At 63.1% G+C, this 22,846-nt stretch carries 19 protein-coding genes and 1 tRNA gene; 8 read left to right on the forward strand and 12 right to left on the reverse strand.

The window, feature by feature from the left end:
* Positions 1-73 precede the first annotated feature (73 nt).
* Positions 74-1,354, forward strand: a complete 1,281-nt coding sequence (locus ACIGJE_RS15150) for a DUF3422 family protein (RefSeq protein ID WP_415087172.1) — start codon at positions 74-76, stop codon at positions 1,352-1,354.
* A 126-nt stretch (positions 1,355-1,480) separates the two neighbouring features.
* On the opposite strand, the gene ACIGJE_RS15155 is transcribed toward ACIGJE_RS15150, so the two are convergent.
* A complete protein-coding gene (locus tag ACIGJE_RS15155) occupies positions 1,481-1,804 on the reverse strand; it encodes a hypothetical protein (protein ID WP_394309359.1) in 324 nt (107 codons plus the stop codon).
* 805 nt (positions 1,805-2,609) lie between these two features.
* On the opposite strand from ACIGJE_RS15155, the gene ACIGJE_RS15160 reads away from it, so the two are divergent.
* Both ACIGJE_RS15160 and ACIGJE_RS15165 read left to right on the forward strand, forming a co-directional pair.
* Positions 2,610-3,113 (forward strand): ABZJ_00895 family protein, encoded by a 504-nt coding sequence (locus ACIGJE_RS15160; protein ID WP_367622517.1) that lies wholly within the window; start codon positions 2,610-2,612, stop codon positions 3,111-3,113.
* 181 nt (positions 3,114-3,294) lie between these two features.
* Positions 3,295-3,543 carry a hypothetical protein gene (locus ACIGJE_RS15165; protein WP_068298675.1) on the forward strand — a complete coding sequence of 83 codons (249 nt, stop codon included), beginning with the start codon at positions 3,295-3,297 and terminating at the stop codon, positions 3,541-3,543.
* A gap of 442 nt (positions 3,544-3,985) precedes the next feature.
* Here the strand turns inward: ACIGJE_RS15165 and ACIGJE_RS15170 are convergent, their stop codons facing one another.
* A complete protein-coding gene (locus ACIGJE_RS15170; RefSeq protein ID WP_311940384.1) occupies positions 3,986-4,840 on the reverse strand; it encodes a cupin-like domain-containing protein in 855 nt (284 codons plus the stop codon).
* A 773-nt stretch (positions 4,841-5,613) separates the two neighbouring features.
* Positions 5,614-5,689, reverse strand: a tRNA-Lys gene (locus tag ACIGJE_RS15175).
* A 178-nt stretch (positions 5,690-5,867) separates the two neighbouring features.
* Between ACIGJE_RS15175 and ACIGJE_RS15180 the strand changes: the two genes are divergently transcribed.
* A complete protein-coding gene (locus ACIGJE_RS15180) occupies positions 5,868-8,183 on the forward strand; it encodes a xanthine dehydrogenase family protein molybdopterin-binding subunit (protein ID WP_483677852.1) in 2,316 nt (771 codons plus the stop codon).
* Between the two features lie 132 nt (positions 8,184-8,315).
* Here ACIGJE_RS15180 and ACIGJE_RS15185 read toward each other — a convergent pair whose 3' ends face one another.
* Both ACIGJE_RS15185 and ACIGJE_RS15190 read right to left on the reverse strand, forming a co-directional pair.
* Positions 8,316-8,744, reverse strand: coding sequence for a VOC family protein (locus tag ACIGJE_RS15185; protein ID WP_483677854.1), 429 nt, complete (start codon positions 8,742-8,744; stop codon positions 8,316-8,318).
* Positions 8,745-8,813: 69 nt separating this feature from the next.
* A complete protein-coding gene (locus ACIGJE_RS15190; protein WP_311940378.1) occupies positions 8,814-9,626 on the reverse strand; it encodes a helix-turn-helix domain-containing protein in 813 nt (270 codons plus the stop codon).
* Positions 9,627-9,888: 262 nt separating this feature from the next.
* Between ACIGJE_RS15190 and ACIGJE_RS15195 the strand changes: the two genes are divergently transcribed.
* Positions 9,889-10,500, forward strand: coding sequence for a helix-turn-helix domain-containing protein (locus ACIGJE_RS15195; RefSeq protein WP_311940376.1), 612 nt, complete (start codon positions 9,889-9,891; stop codon positions 10,498-10,500).
* Here the strand turns inward: ACIGJE_RS15195 and ACIGJE_RS15200 are convergent.
* The 4 genes from ACIGJE_RS15200 to ACIGJE_RS15215 all read right to left on the reverse strand — a co-directional run bounded on the left by ACIGJE_RS15200 (position 10,490) and on the right by ACIGJE_RS15215 (position 14,247).
* The gene (locus tag ACIGJE_RS15200; protein WP_311940374.1) at positions 10,490-11,596 is read right to left on the reverse strand and encodes an S-adenosylmethionine:tRNA ribosyltransferase-isomerase; all 1,107 of its coding nucleotides are present in this window, start codon (positions 11,594-11,596) and stop codon (positions 10,490-10,492) included. The genes ACIGJE_RS15195 and ACIGJE_RS15200 overlap by 11 nt on opposite strands.
* Complete coding sequence (locus tag ACIGJE_RS15205; protein ID WP_311940372.1) at positions 11,593-12,312, reverse strand: SDR family NAD(P)-dependent oxidoreductase; 720 nt, start codon at positions 12,310-12,312, stop codon at positions 11,593-11,595. Before ACIGJE_RS15205 ends, ACIGJE_RS15200 begins: the two co-directional genes overlap by 4 nt.
* Before the next feature lie 103 nt (positions 12,313-12,415).
* Positions 12,416-13,501 (reverse strand): DNA polymerase IV, encoded by a 1,086-nt coding sequence (dinB, locus tag ACIGJE_RS15210; RefSeq protein WP_311940370.1) that lies wholly within the window; start codon positions 13,499-13,501, stop codon positions 12,416-12,418.
* 149 nt (positions 13,502-13,650) lie between these two features.
* Complete coding sequence (locus tag ACIGJE_RS15215) at positions 13,651-14,247, reverse strand: TetR/AcrR family transcriptional regulator (protein WP_483677856.1); 597 nt, start codon at positions 14,245-14,247, stop codon at positions 13,651-13,653.
* A gap of 167 nt (positions 14,248-14,414) precedes the next feature.
* Here ACIGJE_RS15215 and ACIGJE_RS15220 point away from each other — a divergent pair, with 167 nt between their 5' ends.
* Positions 14,415-15,971, forward strand: coding sequence for an FAD-dependent monooxygenase (locus ACIGJE_RS15220; protein WP_483677858.1), 1,557 nt, complete (start codon positions 14,415-14,417; stop codon positions 15,969-15,971).
* A gap of 22 nt (positions 15,972-15,993) precedes the next feature.
* Here ACIGJE_RS15220 and ACIGJE_RS15225 read toward each other — a convergent pair whose 3' ends face one another.
* Positions 15,994-17,403, reverse strand: coding sequence for a helix-turn-helix domain-containing protein (locus tag ACIGJE_RS15225; RefSeq protein WP_311940364.1), 1,410 nt, complete (start codon positions 17,401-17,403; stop codon positions 15,994-15,996).
* Between the two features lie 172 nt (positions 17,404-17,575).
* Here ACIGJE_RS15225 and ACIGJE_RS15230 point away from each other — a divergent pair, with 172 nt between their 5' ends.
* Complete coding sequence (locus tag ACIGJE_RS15230) at positions 17,576-17,809, forward strand: hypothetical protein (protein ID WP_068298726.1); 234 nt, start codon at positions 17,576-17,578, stop codon at positions 17,807-17,809.
* 150 nt (positions 17,810-17,959) lie between these two features.
* Positions 17,960-19,258: an isocitrate lyase gene (aceA, locus tag ACIGJE_RS15235; protein WP_367622527.1), complete on the forward strand. Its 1,299-nt coding sequence runs from the start codon at positions 17,960-17,962 to the stop codon at positions 19,256-19,258.
* Positions 19,259-19,409: 151 nt separating this feature from the next.
* On the opposite strand, the gene ACIGJE_RS15240 is transcribed toward aceA, so the two are convergent.
* Entirely contained in the window at positions 19,410-20,783 is a 1,374-nt protein-coding gene (locus tag ACIGJE_RS15240) for a sigma-54-dependent transcriptional regulator (RefSeq protein ID WP_483677860.1), read from the reverse strand.
* Positions 20,784-20,868: 85 nt separating this feature from the next.
* Positions 20,869-22,701: a sensor histidine kinase gene (locus tag ACIGJE_RS15245; protein WP_415086615.1), complete on the reverse strand. Its 1,833-nt coding sequence runs from the start codon at positions 22,699-22,701 to the stop codon at positions 20,869-20,871.
* Positions 22,702-22,846 lie beyond the last annotated feature (145 nt).

The following is a 22,846-nucleotide window of genomic DNA, read 5'->3' on the forward strand; positions in this document are numbered from 1 at the left end:
GTGGGTGAACCAGCAGGCCATGGCCCGGAAATTGCTTCGAAAGGCTCGGCGCAATGGAATTGGAGAAATCACGATGACGGCGATCGGCGTCTCGGAAGCGAGCGAGCCCCCGTTTGTCGACCATCCGGAGCGAGCGGCCATCTATGCCGAATTGCATGCCCGGCCGACGGAGCCGATCGCAACCTCGGCTCGGATCCGCAGGATCGCCTTCATGCCAACGGGCGCCGGACCTTCGCTGGAGGAGGTGGCACGGCGCTTCGCCCTTTTCGCCGGCCAGTCCGTGCTGCCCTTCGATGACGCCCGTACACGCCATATCAAGGTGGAACGGGGAGGGCGCAAGGCCACCTTCGAACTCCACAACGAATTTGCGACCCTGACCTGGCAGTCCGATCTCACCGACCGCGAGCCCTGGCCGGAGGATATCGGCCTGGATTGCTTTGCGGGGCTGCAGCGGGTCAGCGCCACGCGTGTCGACCTGACAGAAACCCACACGATCGCGGAAGCGGCGCTGGTCGGCTTCAACCCGGTCAGCCTGTGCTATTCCGAGCTCTATGACGGCAGGGCCCAGGTCGCGACCGACTTCAATCGTGATCGCGACGGCTTCACCCGCTACGAACTCGCGGCCGGCCAGTGCAACGTCTTGCGCCGCGGCGTGCTGGTGCGCCGGCTCCTTGAGATCGAGACCTACAGCAATTTCGTCCTGCTCGGCCTGCCGGTGGCTCGGGCGCTCGGCTCGACGATCCGCCAGTTCGAGGGGGCTGTGAGTCAGGTGATGGGACGCGTCGGCCATGCCCACTCGACCGGGGAGAACCGGGAGGCACTGGAGAGCATCCACGCGTTGTCGGCCGAGGTCGGCCGCAGCATCGAGGAAACCAGCTTCCGTTTCGCGGCGAGCCAGGCCTATGCGGCCGTGCTCGACACCCGTCTGCGGCAACTCGTCGAGCGACCGATCGGCGAGTTCACCACCATCGACCGCTATCTGACCAATCGGACCACACCGGCGGTAGCCACCTGCCTGGCGACGGAAAAGCGCCTGCAGGCGGTAGCGATGAAGCTGGAACGTTCGGCGGAACTCTTGAACGCCCATATCAGCCTGAGCCTGGAAACCCAGAACCAGACGATTCTCGATACCATTTCGCGCACATCGGAAAGCCAATATCGTCTGCAGGAGACGGTGGAGGGGCTCTCCATCATCGCGATCTCCTACTATGCCCTTGCCATCATCGGCTACATGATCGAGGGCGTCAGCCATATCTGGCATGTCGACAAGGCCATTGCCATGCTGTGCGCGGCGCCGGTGGTGCTGTTCCTGGTCTGGCGCGGCATCAAGAGCCTGCGCAAGCGCGCTGCCTGAAGGGCCTATTCGAACTACGCAGAAGGGTAACGAAGGGCTCACGGGCCCTTGGGTCCCTCTGCTGCCGGCCGATGAGGGGGCAATTCGGCAGTATCGGTCGTTTTCGAGGCTGTGTGTCGGCTCCCGTCAACCGTTGGGAATGCATTGGCCGGCGTGATTGGGACGCTGCGATGGCGGACACACGTCGATATTCTTGCGATGCTCCGATGTCTGGCCGACCGAAGCACTCGACACCATGCGTCGGGGATCGAAGGCATCGCGACTGGCGTCATTGATGGAGCGGTTGGGTACGCATCTGCGCCACTGATTGAAATGGAAGCCTGGAGCGCAAGCGGAGGCCGTTGCGGGAGCGTTCGCCATGGCGGCCTCCTGAGCGGCAAGCCCGGTGGGCGCAAGCGCGACCAGGCACATCAACGCGGCGGGCAGCAGGATAGGGGCTCTGGCGATCATGGAGCGGGCTCGGGTCTGATGGAGATGTGTCGAGATGCACTGCGTGGACCATCGAGATGATCCATGCGCGGCTTAGCCTGTGCCGCGGCACATGGTTGTGCGTTTTCGCACAGGGCGCACATTGCCTCGCTCACTTCTTCCCGACCGAGGATCAGGACAGATGGGCTCGCGTCCTCCGCGAGAAAAAGGTCAATCGCGGTTGCATATGCAAAGGATGGATCGCCCAAAAAGGGGGGAGGCCCGGGGAGGACGCCTTGCTGAGGTTGTCATCCGGGCCTCCGGGTTCCCGGGGTGGGAACGCCCGCGAGTTAGACTGCTGAAACTTAGATGAGAATTAGACGTCAGGCGCAGTCGGGCCATACATAGGTATTGGCGTTGCATACCTTGATATAAACGAAATTCCCGATCTTGGTATATGGTGAAGAACATTTGGAATACAGTCGAGGTCCAAGGATATGATCCGACGGGGCAATGGCCAGTTTAGCTGCATCGCATCCCTGTCATGCTCTTCGATCTATTGATCGATTGTTGCTTACCGCGCTCCGACCTCGGTGACATCATAGCACCTGACGATCCCGGCCCGGAATGCCTTGTCACGTCGGGCTTTTCTTTGGCTATATGCATCATGCTCCCATACGCTTCGATCCGGCGTTCCTATGGAAGCAGAGGTGACGATGCGTTTCGCTTGGAACTGCCTAGTTCGAACGTACAACTCATAACAGCAAGGAGAATCAGCTAGAGGGACGCTCGAATGCTGGTTGAGTACAGCCTGCTGAGTTTCGTTTGAGCCTTGGGGGGCTTGTAAGTGGATAGTTACGTTCCGGCGACCAATACCGTTTCATTCGGAGCAGCGGTCTTTCGCTTTTCATGGATATATGTTCTTGCGGCGGTCGCCGTCGTGGTCATTGCCTTCTTGCTGGAGGCCTTCTTGCATATCGACATGAGCAAGAATTCCTTCCTGGGCGTGCTGCCCTTGATGACGGCGGGCTCAGGAACCGGAAAATACTATGCCACCCGCACCGGCACGAAACCCAGGGGCGGCAAAGCGTGGCTGATAGCGCTTGTCGGGCTCGTCATATCGCTGGCTTTCAATCTGGCAGTGGTCCTCGGCTTCGTTGCCTTGACCGACAGTTGGCAGGAGCTGGGCAGTCTCGGCTCTTTCCGCCTGCGCGGCGAAGAGCAATGGTTGGTACCCTTGGTGCTCGGTGGGTTGTTCCTGCTCTTTGTGGCCCTGACGCGCCTGTTCCTGTGGATGGGAGCCAATCCCGTCGTGAAGAAGATGCGCAAGGACGCCACCAACGCGTTCTGAAGCAAAACGCAGGAAGCTCCTCCAGCCCGAAGGCCGGAGGGGCAGGTCGTCCTCTTCAGCAGGAGCGGCGAAGGAGTGCTGTCGTCGCGGAGGAACGGCGGGTGTGAATGCCGGACTTGCGTGATCGACATAGCTGCGTCGCAAACATCGGACTATGTTACGCAAGGGCATAGGAGACCTGATGTTCAAACTGTTTTACGACATGTCGATGCTTGCTTTTGAATCGCAGCAGGCCATCTGGCTGCGTACGCTTCGGCTGGCACAGGGTGGCAGCCGTGCCGAGCGCGAGGCCAAGCTGATGATCAGCGAGAAAGTCGCTGCCGCACAGAACGCCGCTGGCAAGCTGATGACGGGCGCGGCGCCTGGTGCCGTGGTTCGAGACTATCGACGCAAGGTTCGGTCCAATGTGAAGCGGCTATCCAAGCCGTGACGGCCGGCGATGGCAGCAGGGCGCAGAGATGGGGTAGCAAGCGGTCTCTTCATCAAGAAATTGGCTGCAATGAATGGCGGAGGCATAGCGGGCCGAGCTCTATCACGCTCCCGTCACACCATTTGGTCTAATCATCGCGCGTTGTCGGCCGTCCCAATACCGGCCCGATACGTCGCATCCGATCTTGGCCCGGCAGGTAGCGTATCGCCGGGCTTTTTCTTTGGTGGGGAACGCCGGGATCAGGGGCAGCGGGTCCGTCCAGCTTTTGCGTCCCAGCTTTCGCGTCACGCACGTATCACGTGATATGAAATTTATCACCGTTGCCTCGCGATTCAGCGAGACAGCAACCACCTTGGCCCGGCGTTCCGACAGCGCCGGGTTTTTCTTTTTGGCAGCCCCATCGATCGCTCGAATGGCGCGCGACCGGAAGGCACCTCGACTTTCAGGCGCGCCCTCGATGGCCGGAAACTTTCTTCAGGAATTGCATGGGCGATTTCAGCCGGGTCATCGGGGAATAGACGATGTCCTGGAAGGTCTTGGGATTGGGCATTTCCAGGGCTGAGACCAGCTTGGCCTTGAGGGCATCCCGTCTCGGGGAGAGGCCGGGCGGTCTGGGCTTCAGCCGGAGCTGACGCAGCATGAAATTGGCCTGATAGATCCTGGCTCGCTGCTCCAACGGGCGCATGCAGAAGGAAATGCTCAGGCTGACCGAGATATTGCTGCCGTTCTTGACCCAGTGGGGCGCCACCGGCGGATGGTGCACGGCTTCTCCAGGCGTCAGCTTGAAGATCTGGCCGTGGCTCTGCAGTTCGGGCTTGTAGCGCGGGGTGTTGTAGCTGCTGGCATAGAAGCGTTCGAGCTCGATTTCCGGCAGGACTTCGCGATCCCCGGGATCGAACAGGCAGACATCCTTCTCGCCCTGAATCTGGAACAGGAAGTTTGATTCGTGGTCGATATGGAAGGGGGTGGAAATCCCCGGCGAAGTCAGAATCACGGTCAGGGTTGCCCAGGTCACCTCCTGGCGGAACGGACGATCGGCATAGATCCCGATTTCGTCGATGAGCTTGGCCAGAACCCGGGCGTAGTCGCCATTGTAGTCCTGCGTACGCGAAAGCCTGATCCAGGAACCGCCCTCGCCGAGGCGCTCGATCACCTCTGTCAGGCGATCATGCTGCGCAGCTTCGGTGAATTTGCTGCTGATCGATTCCTTTCTCAAATCGAGTGCGAGAAAGTCGGCGGCATTGCCACTCTCGATGATGCTGCGAGCAGTTTTGACGATCTCGGGGATCTCGAACAAGCCGCTCCGGCAAAGTGTGTGATGAACTTTGAAAGGTCGAATGTTGTAATTTTCTTTGAATGTTCGTTCGCTGGTCTCGAGTATGTGATCTATTTCAACGGAATTTGATGGCGGTCCTCTCTCTATTTTGCTTTCAAAGGCGATGTTCATGGTCAGTAACTCGCTCTTTCTGGAATGCCCCCAGTCCAGTAACACTGATGATATCACTTGGGTGAAATTTTATAAGGAGTAGAGACGGTACAAATATTAACTCTTTAGGAGGGTGAATGCCGAAACCATGTCATCATCTGAGATGATTAGTTTCGAAGATTGTCTCGTTGAGGAAAATTCGTTTCGGATGTGAAGGATAGTTGGGAATTCAGGTCGTGATAACACCCGAATTCTGGCCAATATACATTACGATGCGGCACCCTGTAGTTATTGCCGACGAAAGCAATATTCATCGCGAATGGACCAGCCAGAACTATGGATGCCGTAAGCGCCTGCCGCGGGTCCGGCTTTTTCTCAAGTAAGCTTCCGGGACAGCGCGCCGACTTTTTATTGGGCAACGCCGACATCATCCGGGCTCGATGGCGGCATGATTTACCGGCATCTTCTGCCTCCAGGAGGCTTGTCCGAGCCACAGACCGGCGAGCATCATTGCGCAAATCTCTGCGCCTTGCGCATGACGGGAAGGAAAGTGGAGGGGCCTTACGCGGAGCGGTTCGGTTTGAAACGAAAGAAGGCGCCCCGAAGGGCGCCTTGCTTTTCTTTAGCAATATCAGGAGTTTCGATGGTGGGCGCACTAGGGCTCGAACCTAGGACCCGCTGATTAAGAGTCAGCTGCTCTACCAACTGAGCTATGCGCCCATCGAAACCACCGAAGCGCGACGCGGTGCCGCGTTCGATGGCCGCGATGTAGCAAAGCTCTTTGTGTGTGTCTAGCGTGTGACGGAAAAATTCTTCAGCTTTTTTGAAATTGCGCTTCGGCGTGCTATTCGAAAGCTCTATTCAAAAGCGCCATTCATTAAATCGCCGGAGGTCCCCTATGCCGCCCACCAAATTTGGCGTTGGCCAAGCCGTGCGCCGCAAGGAGGATCAGTCCTTCATCACGGGCGCCGGCCGTTATGTCGACGACGAATCGCGTTCCGGCGTGCTCAGGGCCTATGTCCTGCGCTCTCCCTATGCCCATGCCCGCTTCAGCATCGGTGATCTCTCCGACGCCGCGGCGATGCCGGGTGTCAGGCTGATTCTCACGGCCGCCGATCTGGATGGGCTCGGGGACCTGCCATGCCTGGCCTTGATGAAGAACGCCGACGGCTCGCCGCAGCGCCCGCAACCCTATCCGCTTTTGGCGCGTGACGTGGTGCGCCATGTCGGCGATGCGGTGGCTTTCGTGGTCGCCGATTCGCTCACCGAGGCCCGCGATGCCGCCGAGGCGATCCCGGTCGACTATGATTCGCTCGACGCCATCGTCGGATCCGTCGCGGCCCTGGAACCCGGGGCTCCCCTGGTCTGGCCGGAGCACGGCTCGAATCTGGCTTTCGATGCTCAGATCGGCAACACCAAGAAGGTGGCCAAGGCCTTCGACAAGGCGGCCCGCGTGGTCTCCCTGGATGTGGTCAACAACCGCCTGGTCGCCAATTACATGGAAACTCGCGGCTGCCTCGCCGAATGGGACGGCAAGCGCTTCACCCTGACGGTCGGCAGTCAGGGCGTGCACTCCATCCGCGATACGCTCGCCAACCATGTCTTCAAGGTCGAGCCCGACAAGGTGCATGTGAAGACCGGCGATGTCGGCGGCGGCTTCGGCACCAAGGCCTTCATGTATCGCGAATATCCGCTCTCGCTGGAGGCGGCGCGGCGTCTGGGCAAACCCGTGAAGTGGTTCGCTGACCGCGCCGAGCATTTCCTCGCCGACACCCAGGGCCGCGACAATATCAGCCGCATCGAGGCAGCGCTGGACCGGCGTTCGCGCATCCTGGCGGTCAAGATCGACATTATCGGCGACCTCGGCGCCTATCTTTCGCAGTTCGGGCCCTTCATTCCCTGGCTCGGCGCCCTGATGGCGACCGGAGCCTATGCAATCGACGCCATGGATGTGCGGGTGCGCGGCGTCTTCACCAACACGCTGCCGGTCGATGCCTATCGCGGTGCCGGCCGGCCGGAGGCCGCCTATCTCATCGAGCGGCTGATGGACGCCATCGCCTTCGAGACCGGGCTTTCGGTCGATACGGTGCGCTCGCGCAATTTCGTCAAGCCGGAGCAGATGCCGTTCAAGGCGCCCACCGGCCGTACCTATGATTCGGGCGAGTTCGAGGGCCACATGCGCAAGGCTATGGAGGTCGCTGGCTGGGGCGACTTCAAGGGCCGCTGGCAGACCTCGAAGAAGGCGGGCAAGTTCCGTGGCATCGGCATGTCCACCTATATCGAGGCCTGCGCCGACGGGCCCAAGGAAGCCGCCAGCGTCACGCTGGAAAAGGACGGTACCGCCACCGTGCTGATCGGCACGCAGACCAACGGGCAGGGCCACCTGACGGCCTACGCCCAGTTCGTCTCGCAATATCTCGACCTGCCGCTGGAGCGTATCAACGTGATCCAGGGCGATTCCGACCTGATCAAGACAGGGGGCGGCACCGGCGGCTCGCGCTCGATTCCGGTGGGCGGCGCGTCCGTGGCTCGGGCCAGCCAGACCCTGGCGGAGAAGCTGAAAACGCTCGCCTCCGACGAGCTCGAGGCCGGTATCGCCGATCTCGAAATCGTCGACGGCCGGGTGCGGGTGGTCGGCACCGACAAGGCGATCGACTTTGCAGCGCTCGCCCGCCTGCCCAAGGCGACGCCGGATCTGCTCAGTGCCGAGACCGACTATCAGCCCGGCGAGGCGACCTATCCCAACGGCACGCATATCTGCGAGCTGGAGATCGACCCGCAGACCGGCGTCACCGATATCCTCGGCTATACCATCGTCGACGATTTCGGCATGGTGGTGAACCCGCTGCTGCTTGAGGGACAGGTGCATGGCGGCGTGGTACAGGGCATCGGCCAGGCCTTGCTGGAGCGCACGGTCTATTCGGAAGACGGTCAGTTGCTCACGGCTTCGCTCACCGACTATGCCCTGCCGCGGGCTGACGATCTGCCCTTCATCCATTTCGAGACGCGCAACATTCCCTGCAAGAACAATCCGCTCGGCGTCAAGGGCGCCGGCGAGGCCGGCACCATCGGCGCCGCCCCGGCGGTGATGAACGCAGTGATCGATGCGCTCAGGCGCGGAGCCGGCGTCACCAGGCTCGACATGCCGGCGACGCCGGAGGTGGTGTGGCGCACGATCCAGGATGCACAGGCCAGGAAGCTGGCGGCGGAATAGCGTGAAGGCAGCCGCGGCGCCGGCCCCGATTCCGGAAGAAGGTCCGACGCCGCGGATTGTCTCTGCCGCGGCGTTCGTGTCGAAAACCTCTATCTGCTTTCCGGTGGCTTTCGTGACTGCCGCCCTTGCTTTTCAGGGGGCGGCCGGCTCGGATGCCTTAGGCCAATAGGTGCCGAAAGCCCAGATATTGCCTTCCGGATCACGGCAGATGAATTCGCGGCTGCCATAGTCGCGATCGACAGGTTCTTCCTCGATCTTTGCTCCAGCGGCCTTGGCGCGCTCATAGGCGGCATCGGCGTCGTCGACGGCGATATAGATCGACTTGCCACCGCCTGATCCTGGCGAGCCGACGATCTTGCAGAAATTGTCATCGCGCGCCGTGCCGAGCATGATCATCGAGGAGCCGAGAGCAAGCTGGGCGTGCTCGACGATGTCGCCCTTGGCGTAACAGGCGTGCAGGGTGAAGCCGAAGGCCTGCTGCAGCCAGTCGATCATGGCGCGGGCATTGGCGTAGCGCAGGGCCGGGTAGAGGCATGGGGCTTCGGTCGATGATAGCGGCATGGGGGCTGTCTCCGTTTGTGAACCGGAGCGATCCTTGTTCCCATGGCCATGGGCCGTCTTGAAGAAATGTTACCCGCCCGTGCGCCACGCCGTCGGCGAACAGCCGGCCAGCGCGGTGAATTCGCGGGTGAGATGCGCCTGATCGGCATAACCGCAAGCCGCTGCGATATCGGCCCAACCCGTTGCCGTGCCCTTGGTGGCGAGATCCTGCGCGGCATTGAAGCGGATGATGCGGGAGACGGATTTCGGAGGGAGGCCGATCTCTTCGCGAAAACTTGCGACCAGGCGCCGGCGGCTCCAGTCGAGTTTTTCCGCTAGCGCGCCGATGCGCACGTCGCCGCCTCTTCGCATGAGCTGGCAGAACGCCCAGCCAATGGCGGGATTGGCCTGCGAGGCCCGTCCGAGGCGGGTTGCCACGAAATGTTGGGCGAGATCGAGGCGCGCTTCCCAGCAGTTCAGGTCAGCGAGCCGTCGGGCGAATCGGCTGATGCCGGCATCGGCCAGATCATCCAGTGCGATCATGCTGTCGGCCAGCTCGCTCATCGGCAGCCCGAAGAACAGCCGGCCGCCGAGTGGCGTGAAATTGATCTGGATGCATTCGGCCGCACCGTCCGAATCCATGACGATGGGGCCGGCAAACAGGCCAGCGGCAAAGCTGCCATAAGTGTCCGTGCAGGTCGGTGGCTGGCCGAGGCCGATGCGGAACGGGCTGCCGAAATTGACGATCAGCGGCACGGTCAGCGAGGCCGCTTCGGTGAGGCCCTGCATGGCAGTGCCGTTCTCCCGATAGCCGTAGATTCCGCTGACCAGCGCGTTCAGGCTGACGGCCGGAGGCCGGTACCAAAAGACAGGCTCGCCCGAACTGTTTTGCCCACGTCCCATCGTCGTCCCATTGTCGATCCTGCAGCCCGCTTGCATGCAATCGAGAGGCCGATCTTAAGACGATCTGCTTCGCTGAGGGAGTCTCGCGCCAAAGTTCGCCTTCCGCAGCTTTGACAGCGTCGGCACCATGCAAGGTTCATACAGGATAGACAGGGCACTGGACTGTCCCTGTTTCCCATCAAAGGGCTTTTCTCCTGCGCGGCTTGGCCGTATTGTCCGCCAGAACAAACAATCGTTCGTCATAACAAACGAAAGGCTGGCAATGAGTGGGTTGGACAGGCGGGGTGAGCTCGATGCGGGCGCGGTTGCGCTATCGGGACAGCTCGGCAAGACGGTCCAGCGCCTGCGCAAGGCCTATAATCTCTCGCTGTCGGAACTGGCCGAGCAGTCGGGCGTGGCCAAGTCGATCATCAGCCAGATCGAGCGCAACGAGACCAACCCCACCTTGGCGACGATCTGGCGCCTGTCCCAGGCTCTCGACGTTTCGATCGAAAGAGTGCTGGGTTCGAGCGACGACGAGCCCTTCATCGAGAAGACCACCCGTGTCGATACGCCCGTGATCATTTCCGACGACGGCAAGTGCCGTCTGGCGGTGGTCGGTTGGCTTAAGACGGTGGAATGGCTGCAATGGTATGATTTCCGGGCCGAGCCGGGCGGGGTGCTCGAAAGCGACGCCCACCAGCGTGGCTCGGTCGAATGCCTCTCGATCCTGGCCGGCATGGTCGAGGTCGACGTGGCCGGCGTGCGCGAACGGGCGGAGCCCGGCGAGACGCTGCGCTATCGCTGCGACCGGCAGCACGCCATCCGCGTGGTCGGCGACGAGCCCGTCCACGCCACCATGGTCTGCTTCATGAAGGCGGCCCTCATGGAGTAGGGGCCGTGCCCGCCCATAAGGAGGTTGCCGTCAGGCGCCCCGGCCGATCTGCGCCCTGTTCTTTCCGCTTCGACGCCCGGCGCTCGATCAGCACGGAGTCGCCGAATTCGTGGGCGCGATAGTTCCAGGCTTCCAGCATCAGCGAGACGCGGTCGAGCGTTAGGTCGTCGGCGAAGGCGCGCAGCAGTTCGAAATGGCTCTCGCCTGGCTGATGGACGCCGCTGAGCACGGCATCGACGAGGCGAAGCCTCGACTTCGGCCCGATTCGGCCCTGCGCCAGGCCGTCGCCGGCCCTGAGGCCGCCAGGAGCCGAGGCGGCATGTTCGAGGGCTCGCACCACGCTGGTCCCGATGGCGATCACACGTCCCCCGGTGGCTTTCGTGCGCGTGATCGCTGCCGCTGTCGCCGCCGGGATGCGATAGGGCTCGTCGAAGGGCAGGCGCAGATCCATCACCGCATCGCCCGTCGAGGAAATGCCGGCGGCGTGGGTCAGGCTGGCAAAGCCGACGCCGCGCCGTCGCCAGGCAGCGATCGTGCGCCAATCGAGCGCAAAACCGGCCGAGGGCGGTTCAAACGCCAAGGGTTCGGCTGCGATCGCCGTCCACATGTCCCAAAGCGCCAGAGGCTCGGGCACATGGGCATATTGGATCGGTCGCCCATGCAGTGCCAGCCCGGCGAGGATACGCTCCGAGGGACCAGAGAAACGCAGCGTTACCAGACGGGGATAACCGTGCAGGCGTTCGACCTCGGCCGTCAGCGGGCCAAGCTCGAGCTTGTCGCCGGCGAACAACTGGGGTGGCGCGGGGCGGTCCTCAGTGCGCATACGGTGGTCGCCCGCCCCGAAGACGACGGCGATGAAACGGGTGGGGTCGCCGGCCACAACCCAGGCGGCAAGCCGGACCTCGAGAGGCCTGCCGCTGTCGGCATGGCTGCCGGCAAGGCTGGCGGGAAGCGTGGCCGCATCATTGGCGACGACAAGGTCGCCAGGATTGAACAACAGCGACAGGGCGCTGCGCGGCAAATGGCGGATCTTGCCGGAGTTGGAGACGGCGAGCAGCCGCGCAGAGCCTGGTTCAGGGTTGCCGACGGCGATCATGGCCGGGTCTCCAGGGTCAAGGCGAGACGCGGTTGGTCCAGGCCCAAGACACCGATGATGTCGGCAGCCGCTTCCTCCGGGCGCTTGAGCGCGGATCTGTCGGCCTCCGGAATGGCTTGCGCGTGCAGGGGCGTGTCCATGTCGCCGGGGTCGATGGCGAGGAAGCGCACACCCTCTTCGCGGGCTTCCTCGGCCCAGATGGCGGTGAGATGCTGCAGCGCAGCCTTGCTGGCGCCATAGGCGCCCCAGCCCGCATAGGCGTTGACGGCCGCATCGCTGGTGATGTTGACCACGACCGCGTCGCGCCCCTGCCGAGCCGAGGCCGTGAGGGCACCGAACAAGGCCTTGGTCAGGCGAAAAGGGCCGACCAGATTGGTGGCGAGGGCCTCCTCCAGTTCCTCGCATTGGGTATCGGCCAGCAAGGCGAGGGGAACCGGCCCCAGGCTTGAGGCATTGTTGACGAGGAGATCGAGGCCGCCGAGCTTGCCGGTGATCTGCAGGGCGATGGCATGGATATCGGTCTTGCGTCCGACATCGCCGACAATGCCGAGCGCACCGGTTTCCACGGACACGCGCTCGACGGCCTCCCTGGTGCGGGCGACGAAGGCCACCTGCGCGCCCCTTTTGGCCAGCGCCCGCACGAGGGCCAGCCCGAACCCGGAGGTGCCGCCGGTAACGGCGGCGCGCAGGCCCTTGAGATCGCTATGAACGCTCATCGATCGAGACTCCCTGAATCACTCAGGGCATATTGATAAAAGTTCAAGTGAACTTTAAGTCAAGTGGCAATTCGACGGGCGGCTGGGCACGCTTCTTCGGCGGTCATGGCTCCCCGAAGCCGAGTTCGAGCTGTTCGCTGTCCGACGCGTCCTCAGAGGCAAAACCGGACATGGTGACGCCGAGCAGGCGGATGCCCTTCGTCGACGGAAACACGCTGCGGATGAGGTCCAGGCTGACGGATCGCAGACTTTCATGGGTGTGCACCGGTGCGGCCAGGGTGCGGCTGCGGGTGGCCTGCTGGAAATCGGCATATTTGATCTTCACTGTCACGGTGCGGCCGAAGGCCTGGGTTTTCTCGCACCAGGCCCAGACTTCGTCGGCCATGGCGAGGACGCCAGCCTCGATATCCTCGGGTTTCGTCAGGTCGTCGGCGAACGTCGTCTCCGAACCGGAGGATTTGCGCGGGCGGTCCGGTTCCACCGGCCTGTCGTCCTCGCCCCGCGCAATTGCATGGTACCAGGCGCCGGCCTTGCCGAAATGGCGGACGAGATCCTCCAGGGGCTGCGCCTTGAGGTCGCCGCCGGTCATGATGCCGAGCCGGTTCATCTTCTCGGCCGTGACCGGGCCGACGCCGTGGAACTTGGCCACCGGCAATGTCTCCACGAAAGCCGGTCCCATCGCAGGTGTGATGACGAACTGGCCATTGGGTTTGCGATGATCGGAGGCGAGCTTGGCCAGGAACTTGTTGTAGGAGATGCCGGCAGAGGCGGTTAGGCCGGTCTCTTCGAGAATGCGGGCGCGGATGGCCTGCGCCGTTGCCGCAGCGCTGGGCAGGCCCTGTAAATTCGCGGTGACGTCGAGATAGGCCTCGTCAAGTGATAGAGGCTCGATCAGCGGCGTGAACTCGGCGAAGACAGCGTGGATCTGACGCGAGACGGCTCGATAGACCTCGAAGCGCGGCCTGACGAAGACGAGATCGGGGCAGTTGCGCAGCGCGGTCGAGGAGGGCATGGCGGACCGCACGCCGAAGGCTCGCGCTTCATAGCTTGCCGCCGCTACCACGCCGCGGCGTTCCGAATAGCCCACCGCCAGCGGCCGTCCGCGCAGTGAGGGATCGTCACGCTGTTCGACGGAGGCGTAGAAGGCATCCATGTCGATATGGATGATCTTGCGGATGAGGGCGGACATGGAGACAGTCTATACCAATGGTCGCGATGACGGTGCCTCATCGGGCAAGCAGCAATACCGTCGGCACCAGCAAAGCTGCAGCGATGAGGAGAGGTTGGCTGTGAGGCCCAGCCTGCGTTCTGACGCCTCGCTTCGGAACAATGGCCGCTTCAGAACTCTTTCGCCAGCAGGCCGAAACTTTGTTCGACATAATGGGCGAGAGGAAGGGCCGCCTCGTCCTGCTTCCATCTCTCCAGGGCCAGTCGCAGTGTACCGAGCGCCACCATCGCCACCAGCCGAAGCCCGTCCCGCCGTTCCGGCGATGGCCATAGTTCGCACATCGCTTCGAGCAGGATTCGCTCGGTCTCGACGAAGCCGGCCTCCTTGCGCGCACGCAGGGCCTCAGTCGATTGCATCAGGCGGTCGAAAATGACGGACTCTTTGGTCTCACGCCGTGAGGCCAGCTTGACCAGGCAGTTCTGGACGGCAGCGAGCGGACGCTGCTCGGGAGATTCCGCCAGCATGGCCGGCTTGAGTTCCTCACGGAAGCCGCCGTCATGCGCGGCCAGCAGCACATCCTCCTTCGACTTGAAATAATAGAAGAAGGTCCGGCGTGAAATGCCGGCGGCCTGCGCGATCGCTTCCAGCGTCGTGCCTTCGTAGCCGTGCTTCACGAACAGTTTAAGGCCCTGTTCGACGATGCGCCCGGAGGTTTCACGCCGCTTGCGTTCCCTGAGGCCATCAGGCCTTTCCGAGGCGTTTTTCATGCGAACCGGTTCCATCGCGATCCCTTGCAAAATTACACTGAGTGTAATAAAAAATCGCACTCAGTGTAATTTTTATAATGATATTGGTGACATGCCTCAAGGGATGATTGGGCCTATGGCGACGCCTTCGAGCGAGGTAATGCCGCCTGGCATGCCGGCGTGTACCGATGCGATGGAGGATCGGTTCCTTGCTGTATGATGTCGTGATTGCCGGCGCCGGGCCGGTCGGGCTGTTCCTTGCCTGTGAACTGCGCCTTGCCGACCTGTCCGTGCTGGTGCTGGAGCAGAACGAGGATACACGGTCCCCTCTGAAACAGCTTCCCTTCGGCCTGCGGGGCCTGTCGGTGCCCAGCGTCGAAGCTCTCTATCGTCGCGGTTTGCTGGAGGAGATCGCGTCCTCGCAGCCCGCGAAAGACGGTCCGGGCCGTGGTGCCCAGGCCAGCGCGCATTGGATGCAGCAGGCCCGCCGTCCCGGCGGGCATTTCGCTGGCATCCAGTTCTTTTATGACAATATCGATGCTTCCAGGTGGCTCTATCGCCTGCCGAGCCCGGCCGACTCCGGCATCGCAGTCACGATGGAGCATCTCGAAACCGTCCTGGCCGCGCGTGCCCATGCCCTGGGGGCGGAGATCCGGTGCGGTGTTGGTGTCGAGAGCTTCGATCAATCGGAGGAAGACGTGACCATTCGTGCCGGCGCCTCGACCGTTCGCGGGCGCTGGCTCGTCGGGTGCGACGGCGGCCGCAGCACGGTGCGCAAGGCCGGCGGCTTTGAGTTCGTCGGCACCGATCCCGAGTTTACCGGCTATTCCGTCGACGTCGACATGGCGGATCCGGACAGGCTCAGCCCGGGCCGTCACTATACCCCGACAGGCGTGTACACCTATTCACAGCCCGGGACGATCGCGATGGTCGATTTCGACGGCGGCGCCTGCCATCGAAGCCAGGCGATCACGCTCGACCATGTCCAAGCGGTGCTGCGCCGTATTTCCGGCACCGATGTCACCCTGACCGCCCTGAAGATGGCCGCGACTTGGACGGATCGCGCCTATCAGGCCACGGCATATCGGAAGGGGCGAGTGCTGCTGGCCGGCGATGCCGCGCATATTCATTCTCCGCTGGGCGGGCAGGGCCTCAATCTCGGCGTTGGCGATGCGATGAATCTCGGCTGGAAACTAGTCGCCACCATCCGGGGCGATGCTTCGGCCGGCTTGCTCGACAGCTATTTCGAGGAGCGTCATCCGGTGGGTGCACAAATCCTCGACTGGTCCCGCGCTCAGGTCGCGGTCATGCGGCCGACCGCCAGTACACGCGCGCTCGAAGCCATCATCCGCGACCTCGTCGAGACGCGCGATGGCGCGACCTATTTCGCCGAGCGCGTCTGGGGGGTGTCGCTGCGCTATGATCTCGGTGACAGCCATCCGCTGGTGGGCCGCAGTGCCCCCGACTTCGCGTTGAACGACGGTACCAGGTTGGCCGAACTCCTCAGGACAGGCAAAGGCGTCTTCCTGGACTTCGAGGCCCAGCCCCATCGTCGCGCCCTTGCCTCGCAGTGGAGCGACCGGGTCGGCTATGTCGCCGCTGGCGTCCATGATCGGCTCGACCTGAGCGCCGTTCTGGTTCGCCCCGATGGTGTCGTCGCCTGGGCCAGCGATGGCACTGCCGCCGACCCGGAGGAAGCTTCTCAGGCCCTAGCACGATGGTTCGGCAAGCCTGGTGAGGCGTAGTATTTCTTCCCGCAGCCGGTTTTCAGATACGCGAATAGAGACTTTCGGCATGCTCGTGCTCGTTCAGCACCAGCTTGTGCTCGGCCGGAGGATGGGCCCGTTGCCCGCAATCGAGACGCGGACAGATGCGGCAGCCCACCCCAATCGCCACCGCCTGGGCGGCATTGGAGACGTCCATGCCGTCGGAATAGACCATCTCGGCGGCATGGGAGATGTGACAGCCCAGGCCTATCGAGAGATGGCGCCGGGGAGCGTTGTGGCGATGCCCCCCCTTTGTCAATGACTTTGCAATGCAGAAATAGCGTGTGCCTTCCGGCATCTGGCTGATCTGGATGTTGATCTGCCCGGGCAGCAGGAAGGCGGCATAGACGTTCCAGCGCGGGCAGGCGCCGGAATGGCGCGGGATGTGAATGCCGGAGAGCGAGAAACGCTTGGAAATGTTGCCGGCGATGTCGGTACGGATCAGATGCAGCGGAATACCGCTGGCGCCGGGGCGCTGCAGCGTGGTCATGCGATGGCAGACCTGCTCGAAGCTGGTCTTGAAGCGCCGGGCGATCCTGTCGATATCGTAGCGCGTCTCGCGGCAGGCGGCGAGGAAGGGCTGATAGGGCATGATCACGGCGCCGGCGAAATAGGCGGCCAGGGCATGGCGTGCCAGGGCGGGGGCATCGGCCGGCAAGGCGCTTTCGGTGATGAGATGCTCGATCTCGCGCGAGGCGGCGAGCAGGCCTAGGCGGTGGGCAGCCGTGAAGGTGGCGCTTTCGGGTGAAAGCACGTCGGCCGTCTCGAAGGTTTCCTCGTCGCGGCCGAGGCGACCGGCCAGGCCCTGGGGCAGGGGGGCCAGCCGCCACTGCACGCCGAATACGTTGGAGAGGTAGAGCTTGAGGCCGGGCTCGAAGGAATCGGAGAGATTGTCGATCTCGCCGCGAATGCGTTCGGCCTGGGCCTCCAGACCCGGGAAATAGTTGGCGTTGGCCTGCAGGAAGTCCGAAACCGCATCGGTGGCGACGTGATAGCCAGCCTCCTGCGCCGAGGTGGCGCCCTGATTGGCATTGCGCAGCGAGCGGAAGCGATCGAACAGATGGACGATGGCCCGGCCGATCTGCGGGTTGGAGCTGGCGAGATCGCGCACATCCTGGTTGGTGACGTCGCTGTCGGCGAAGAGATCGTCGCCGAACAGTTCCATCAGGTCACCGGCCAGGCGCGAATCGTCGTTCTCGGCGAGCTCGGTGGCATCGACACCGAAATAGCTCGCGGTTTTCAAGAGAAGCGGCACCGTCATGCGCCGGCGATTGTGTTCGATCAGATTGAGATAGCTCGCCGAAATACCGAGCGAGCTGGCGAGCTGCGCCTGCGAAATCCGGCTCTGCCGGCGCAGTCTCTGAATCTTGCCGCCGATGCGCGGATCGGCTTCTTGCATGGCGCTTGTCATGGCTCGTCTCTGGTTCCGACACGTTGTAAATATTTACATGATTTACAACATTACAAAATTTTCTTTACAGCGCTTTTCCGGTTGACGCCCCGGAATTGCGATACGTCTTGCTTTATTGCGCCGCGGTGTCAATCATTGACTTAACACGAAACGCGGCACGGAGGAACGTGTTATGGACCAAATGCGCCAGAGCAACGAACACGACGAATTCATCACCATCATCGGTGCCAGCATGGCCGAGATCAACGCCGAGTATCACGCCCAGGGACTGGCGGATCGGGACTTCTCGATCGTCCACAAGATCGGCCGGCATCGCTTCACCCGCGTCGGCGGCGGCGCTTCCGAACACATGTTCGACGGGCAGTCGATGATCGCCGCCACCTTCACCCGCACCCGGCGCAATTGAGCCGTAGGACCGCCGGTATCTCGGCCACGACCGCAGGATGGTCGTGGCGACAGCCGGCCTTTCCTTGCCAGCAGGTGGCGCAGCACCAAGGCAGGCAGGGATGCTGTCACCGTCAATCTCTTTACACGTCTCCACGTTAGGAACTTTGTGATGCTCGATACCCAGAAGAACCGCCCCGCCGAGACCTTCCCCGCCCCGGAATGGGCGCCGGATCGCTGGCGCAACGTCCGCCGCAACTACACGCCGCGTGACGTGGAGCGGCTCGCCGGGTCGCTGCCGATCCGCCATACGCTGGCCGAGAATGGTGCCAAGCGCCTGTGGGAGCTGCTGCACAAGCGCGACTATGTGCCGACGCTCGGTACCTTCACCGGCAACCAGGCGGTGCAGCAGGTCAAGGCCGGTCTCGAGGCGATCTACCTGTCCGGCTGGCAGGTGGCGGCGGATGCCAACACCTCGGGCAACATGTATCCCGACCAGAGCCTCTATCCCGTCGACAGCGTGCCCTCGGTGGTGCGCCGCATCAACAAGGCCCTGCAGCGTGCCGACCAGATCCAGACCATGGAGCGCGTCGACGGCAAGGGCGGCGAGCAGCTCGATTATTTCGTGCCCGTCATCGCCGATGCCGAGGCCGGCTTCGGCGGCCAGCTCAACGCCTATGAATTGATGAAGGCGATGATCGAGGCCGGCGCCGCCGCGGTGCATTTCGAGGACCAGCTCGCTTCGGAGAAGAAGTGCGGCCATCTCGGCGGCAAGGTGCTGGTGCCGACGCGCACCTTCATCAAGACGTTGAATGCGGCGCGCCTTGCGGCTGACGTGATGGGCGTGCCCACCTTGATCATGGCCCGAACCGATGCCGAGGCGGCCCGCCTGATCACCTCCGATGTCGACGAGGCCGATCGGCCCTTCATCACCGGTGAGCGCACGCCGGAAGGCTTCTATGTGCTCAAGGGCGGCTTCGAGGCGGCGATCGCCCGCGGCATTGCCTATGCGCCCTATGCCGACCTGATCTGGTGCGAGACCTCGACGCCCAGCCTGCCGGATGCCAAGCGTTTCGCCGAAGCGGTGCGCAAGGTCCATCCCGACCAGATGCTGGCCTATAATTGCTCGCCCTCGTTCAACTGGGCCAAGCATATGGATCCGGCGGCGATGAAGGCGTTCCAGCGTGAGTTGGGTGCGATGGGCTACAAGTACCAGTTCATTACGCTGGCTGGCTTCCACAACACCAGCTACACCACCTTCGATCTCGCCCGCCGCTACAAGCAGGATGGCATGGCCGCCTATTCGCAGCTGCAGCAGGCCGAGTTCGCCGCGGAAGCCGACGGCTTCACTGCAACCCGCCACCAGCGCGAAGTCGGCACCAGCTATTTCGATGCGGTCGCCACCATTCTCGGCGAAGGCCAGAGCTCGACCACGGCGATGGAACATTCGACCGAGACGGCTCAGTTCTAAGGCGATAGCCAGGTCCTGAAGTCATGGAGGCCCTTCCCGCGACAGTGGGGAGGGCCGTTGTGTTTCGGGCTGCGCGGACATCTTGCCCGCTCTTGGAAATGCGACGCATTCTGGAAGGGGAGAACGGCCAAGATGCGCGTGCACCCGCAGATTATGGTTCTCCCGCTTCGAAGCTCGCGCGGTTGATGCCGTATTTCGTCAGCTTGTCGTAGAAGGTCTTGCGCGGGATGCCGAGGGCTTCGAGGCTGGCCCGGACATCCCCCTTGTGCTGGGTGAGAACCTCGCGGATGAGGTCGGCCTCGTAGCGCTCCAGGCGTTCGGGCAGGGAGGCGCCTTGCGGCCCGGCCGAAGGAGGGGAGGCTTTCCCCGTCGCGGCGAGGTCGATCTCGGCGAGGCCCAGCGCTACGCGCTCGGCGAAATGCACGATCTCGCGCACATTGCCGGGCCAGTCGTGGCTGGCGAGGTGATGGCGCACGGCCGGAGTCAGCATCTGTACCTCTCGTTGGAAGCGCCGGCAGGCCCGGTCGAGATAGACGGCGAACAGCAAGGGCACATCCTCTTGCCGTTCGCGCAGGGGCGGAATGCGCAGCGTCACCACATTGAGCCGGTGAAACAGGTCTTCGCGGAAGCTCGCTTTGTGCGCGGAGGAACCGAGATCGCTCTTGGCGGCGGCGACCACGCGCAGATCGACCTGCCGGGCCGTATTGGAACCGAGCGGCGTGATTTCGCGCTGTTCGAGCACGCGCAGCAGGCGGGCCTGTGCGCTGAGCGGCATGCTCTCGATCTCGTCCAGGAACAGCGTACCGCCGCTGGAATGCTCGATCAGGCCAACCCTTTTCTTCAACGCGCCGGTGAAGGCGCCGCTCTCATGCCCGAACAGCTCGCTTTCCAGCACCGTCTCGGGCAATGCGCCGCAATTGAGGGCGACGAAACGCCCGCTGCGCCGGCGGCCAAGATGGTGGAGCTGGTCGGCCACCAATTCCTTGCCGGTGCCGGTTTCGCCCACGATCATCACGTCGACATCGGCATCGGCCACCGCCTTCAGCGTCTCGCGCAGACGCTCCATTGCGGGAGCATCGCCGAGCAGGGGCGAGGGGGCATGGGCCTCCTCCGCCGCCTGGCGCAGGCGCCGGTTCTCCATCACCAGCGCCCGCTTTTCGGTGGCGCGCCTGACGCTCTGGATCAACCTGTCGGAGGCGAAGGGCTTGGGCAGGAAATCATAGGCCCCTTCGCGCATCGCCTCGACTGCGGTGGCGATGTCTCCATGGCCGGTGATCATGATCACCGGCAGGTCTGGATCGCGGGCGCGCAGCGTGCGGAACAGTTCCATGCCGTCGATGCGCGGCATGCGCAGATCGGTGATCACCACGCCTGGAAAGCGCTCGTCGATAGCCTTGAGGGCTTCGACGGCGGATTCGAACAGGAAGGGCTCGAAGCCGGCAAGCCGCAGAGTCTGCGCGTTGGCTTCGCGCAGGACGGCATCGTCATCGACGAAAGCGACAGGGAAGGAGGGGCTGGCAGTCATAATGCGCGCCTCGCCGGGAAAAGGCTCGCAATGACGGGAGGCGAAGACCGAATGAAGTGGAATACCAAAGTGTTGCCCATTCCGTTCATCCTTCTTTCTCGGCTCGCTTCAATGTCACCAGGAAGCGGCAGCCCTGTCCCGGCTGGCTTTCGACCTCGAGACGGCCACCGAATTCCTCTACGATGTCCTTGGAAATCACCAGCCCGAGGCCGAGCCCGCCGGCTTTCGTGGTGGTGAAGGGCGTGAAGAGGTTGGCCGTCACCTCCGGCGCGAGGCCGGGGCCGTTGTCGGCGACGACGAGCCGGACCAATTCGCCCTCGCAGGCGACGCCGATCTGGATTGTTTGCTCGGACCGTCCCTCCAACGCTTCCAGGGCATTCTGCAGGAGATTGACGAGCACCTGCTCGAGCCGAACGCGATTGGCAGCCACCTGGAGATCCTCGGCGACCGGCTCGACCTCGATCTCGGCCCCTTGGCGCCGTGCCCTGATGCCTACGAGCAGCAGTGCGCCGTCGAGCACGTCCTGCAAGGCAACTGGACCGACATCGCCACTGGCCTTGCGGGCAAAGCGGCGCAGTTGCGCGATGATGTCGGCGATCTTCTCGGTCAGCCCGGCAATGGTCGCCAGGTTCTGGCGTGCTGGCTGCGGCTCGCTGCGATCGAGGAAAATGGCGGCGTTGTCGGCGAAACTGCGGATGGCGGCGACCGGCTGATTGACCTCATGCGCAAGGCCCGCCGTGATCTGGCCGAGGATCGCAAGGCGGTTGGCCTGGGTGAGTTCGTCCCGCGCGGTCTGCAGCTTGGCCTCGACCTTGCGGCGCTCGTCGATCTCGGCCGAGAGGAGGGCGTTGCTCTGGCTGAGGTCGAGCGTGCGTGCCTCGACGCGATGCTCGAGTTCGATCTGCGCCTCGGTGAGTTCGGCGGTGCGCGCGATCGCCCGCTGGCGCCTGTGCAGCAGAATGCCGAGCAGGACCAGAATGGCGCCGACCACGGCAAAGGTGATGGAGCGCAAGGTCGCGGCGCCGGCCGCAAGCGCTCGTGCGGCGGGCTCGAGCAGATGCAGCTGCCAATTCGTGGAAGGGACCTCGCTTGCGCTGGCAAGATGCAGTCCGCTGCCGCGCAGCGAGACGAAGTCCGCGCCCGGCGTCGCCGCCTGGCTGCGTCGGATCGGCAAGACGGCCAGTGGCGAGTCGCCGAATTGCAGAGAGGCGCGGATCTTGGCTGCCTCCTCGGCGGTGATCGGGGCCTGCGCCATGAAACGCCATTCCGGCTGGCTGGTCAGCAGCACGATGCCGCGAGGGTCGGTGACGTAGACGATGGCGCCCGAGCGATGCCAGTCTTCCTCGACCGAGAAGAACTCCACCTTGACCACGATGACGCCCTGCATGCCGCCTGGGCCGTCGATGCGTCGGGCGATGTAGAGGCCGGGCCGCTGGCTGACGGTACCGAGGGCGAAATGCTCGGTATCACCCTTGGCCACGGCTTCGGTGAAATAGGGGCGGAAGGCATAGTTGGTGCCGACGAAGCTGATGTCCTCCTTCCAGTTGGAGGAGGCGATCGCCAGGCCCGTGCGGTCGATCAGATAGATCACGGCCGAGCGCGCGCCGGCGTTCAGGCTTTCGAGCTTGGCGTTCATGGCGCCGATATGGGCCGTATCCGGCGTGCTCAAGGTAGTGAGCACATCGGGATCGCGCGACAGGACCAGGGAAAGCGTGCGCTGTTTTTCCAGCTCGCTGCGCAGGACCGCGATATCCAGCGTCGCGCTGCCGGCAGCCTGGGCCCTGAGGGCGTCGGCGGCCTGGCGCGTGCCGTAATTGCCGGCGAGCCAGACGGAGAGTGCCAGGCTTGCCAGGCTGAGGGCAGCAAAAATCAGCCATTCGATCCGTCGCCTTCGCCGTCTTTGTGCCGCTCCGCTCATCGGTTTCCGCTGTCATCCTTCATATCGAGCATGTGCGGAAATCCGCACAAGAGCAAGGTCGATGTGCGGGACTTCGCTCAATGCTGCCGGCGCCGTCATCGGGTAAGAATCGTGAAGGTAAGCAATATCAATATCTTGGAAGGTT

The organism is Labrys sp. E2SS-1L (genome assembly GCF_057073705.1).

What these genes read in the sequence shown, in the direction of transcription:
- ACIGJE_RS15155 (WP_394309359.1), bottom strand. Translation starts at nt 1,804, where the DNA reads ATGATCGCCAGAGCCCCTATCCTGCTGCCCGCCGCGTTGATGTGCCTG.
- aceA (WP_367622527.1), top strand. Translation starts at nt 17,960, where the DNA reads ATGCTCGATACCCAGAAGAACCGCCCCGCCGAGACCTTCCCCGCCCCG.
- ACIGJE_RS15190 (WP_311940378.1), bottom strand. Translation starts at nt 9,626, where the DNA reads ATGGGACGTGGGCAAAACAGTTCGGGCGAGCCTGTCTTTTGGTACCGG.
- ACIGJE_RS15195 (WP_311940376.1), top strand. Translation starts at nt 9,889, where the DNA reads ATGAGTGGGTTGGACAGGCGGGGTGAGCTCGATGCGGGCGCGGTTGCG.
- ACIGJE_RS15245 (WP_415086615.1), bottom strand. Translation starts at nt 22,701, where the DNA reads ATGAGCGGAGCGGCACAAAGACGGCGAAGGCGACGGATCGAATGGCTG.
- ACIGJE_RS15185 (WP_483677854.1), bottom strand. Translation starts at nt 8,744, where the DNA reads ATGCCGCTATCATCGACCGAAGCCCCATGCCTCTACCCGGCCCTGCGC.
- ACIGJE_RS15205 (WP_311940372.1), bottom strand. Translation starts at nt 12,312, where the DNA reads ATGAGCGTTCATAGCGATCTCAAGGGCCTGCGCGCCGCCGTTACCGGC.
- ACIGJE_RS15200 (WP_311940374.1), bottom strand. Translation starts at nt 11,596, where the DNA reads ATGATCGCCGTCGGCAACCCTGAACCAGGCTCTGCGCGGCTGCTCGCC.
- ACIGJE_RS15215 (WP_483677856.1), bottom strand. Translation starts at nt 14,247, where the DNA reads ATGAAAAACGCCTCGGAAAGGCCTGATGGCCTCAGGGAACGCAAGCGG.
- ACIGJE_RS15165 (WP_068298675.1), top strand. Translation starts at nt 3,295, where the DNA reads ATGTTCAAACTGTTTTACGACATGTCGATGCTTGCTTTTGAATCGCAG.
- ACIGJE_RS15225 (WP_311940364.1), bottom strand. Translation starts at nt 17,403, where the DNA reads ATGACAAGCGCCATGCAAGAAGCCGATCCGCGCATCGGCGGCAAGATT.
- ACIGJE_RS15150 (WP_415087172.1), top strand. Translation starts at nt 74, where the DNA reads ATGACGGCGATCGGCGTCTCGGAAGCGAGCGAGCCCCCGTTTGTCGAC.
- ACIGJE_RS15240 (WP_483677860.1), bottom strand. Translation starts at nt 20,783, where the DNA reads ATGACTGCCAGCCCCTCCTTCCCTGTCGCTTTCGTCGATGACGATGCC.
- dinB (WP_311940370.1), bottom strand. Translation starts at nt 13,501, where the DNA reads ATGTCCGCCCTCATCCGCAAGATCATCCATATCGACATGGATGCCTTC.
- ACIGJE_RS15180 (WP_483677852.1), top strand. Translation starts at nt 5,868, where the DNA reads ATGCCGCCCACCAAATTTGGCGTTGGCCAAGCCGTGCGCCGCAAGGAG.
- ACIGJE_RS15220 (WP_483677858.1), top strand. Translation starts at nt 14,415, where the DNA reads ATGCGATGGAGGATCGGTTCCTTGCTGTATGATGTCGTGATTGCCGGC.
- ACIGJE_RS15230 (WP_068298726.1), top strand. Translation starts at nt 17,576, where the DNA reads ATGGACCAAATGCGCCAGAGCAACGAACACGACGAATTCATCACCATC.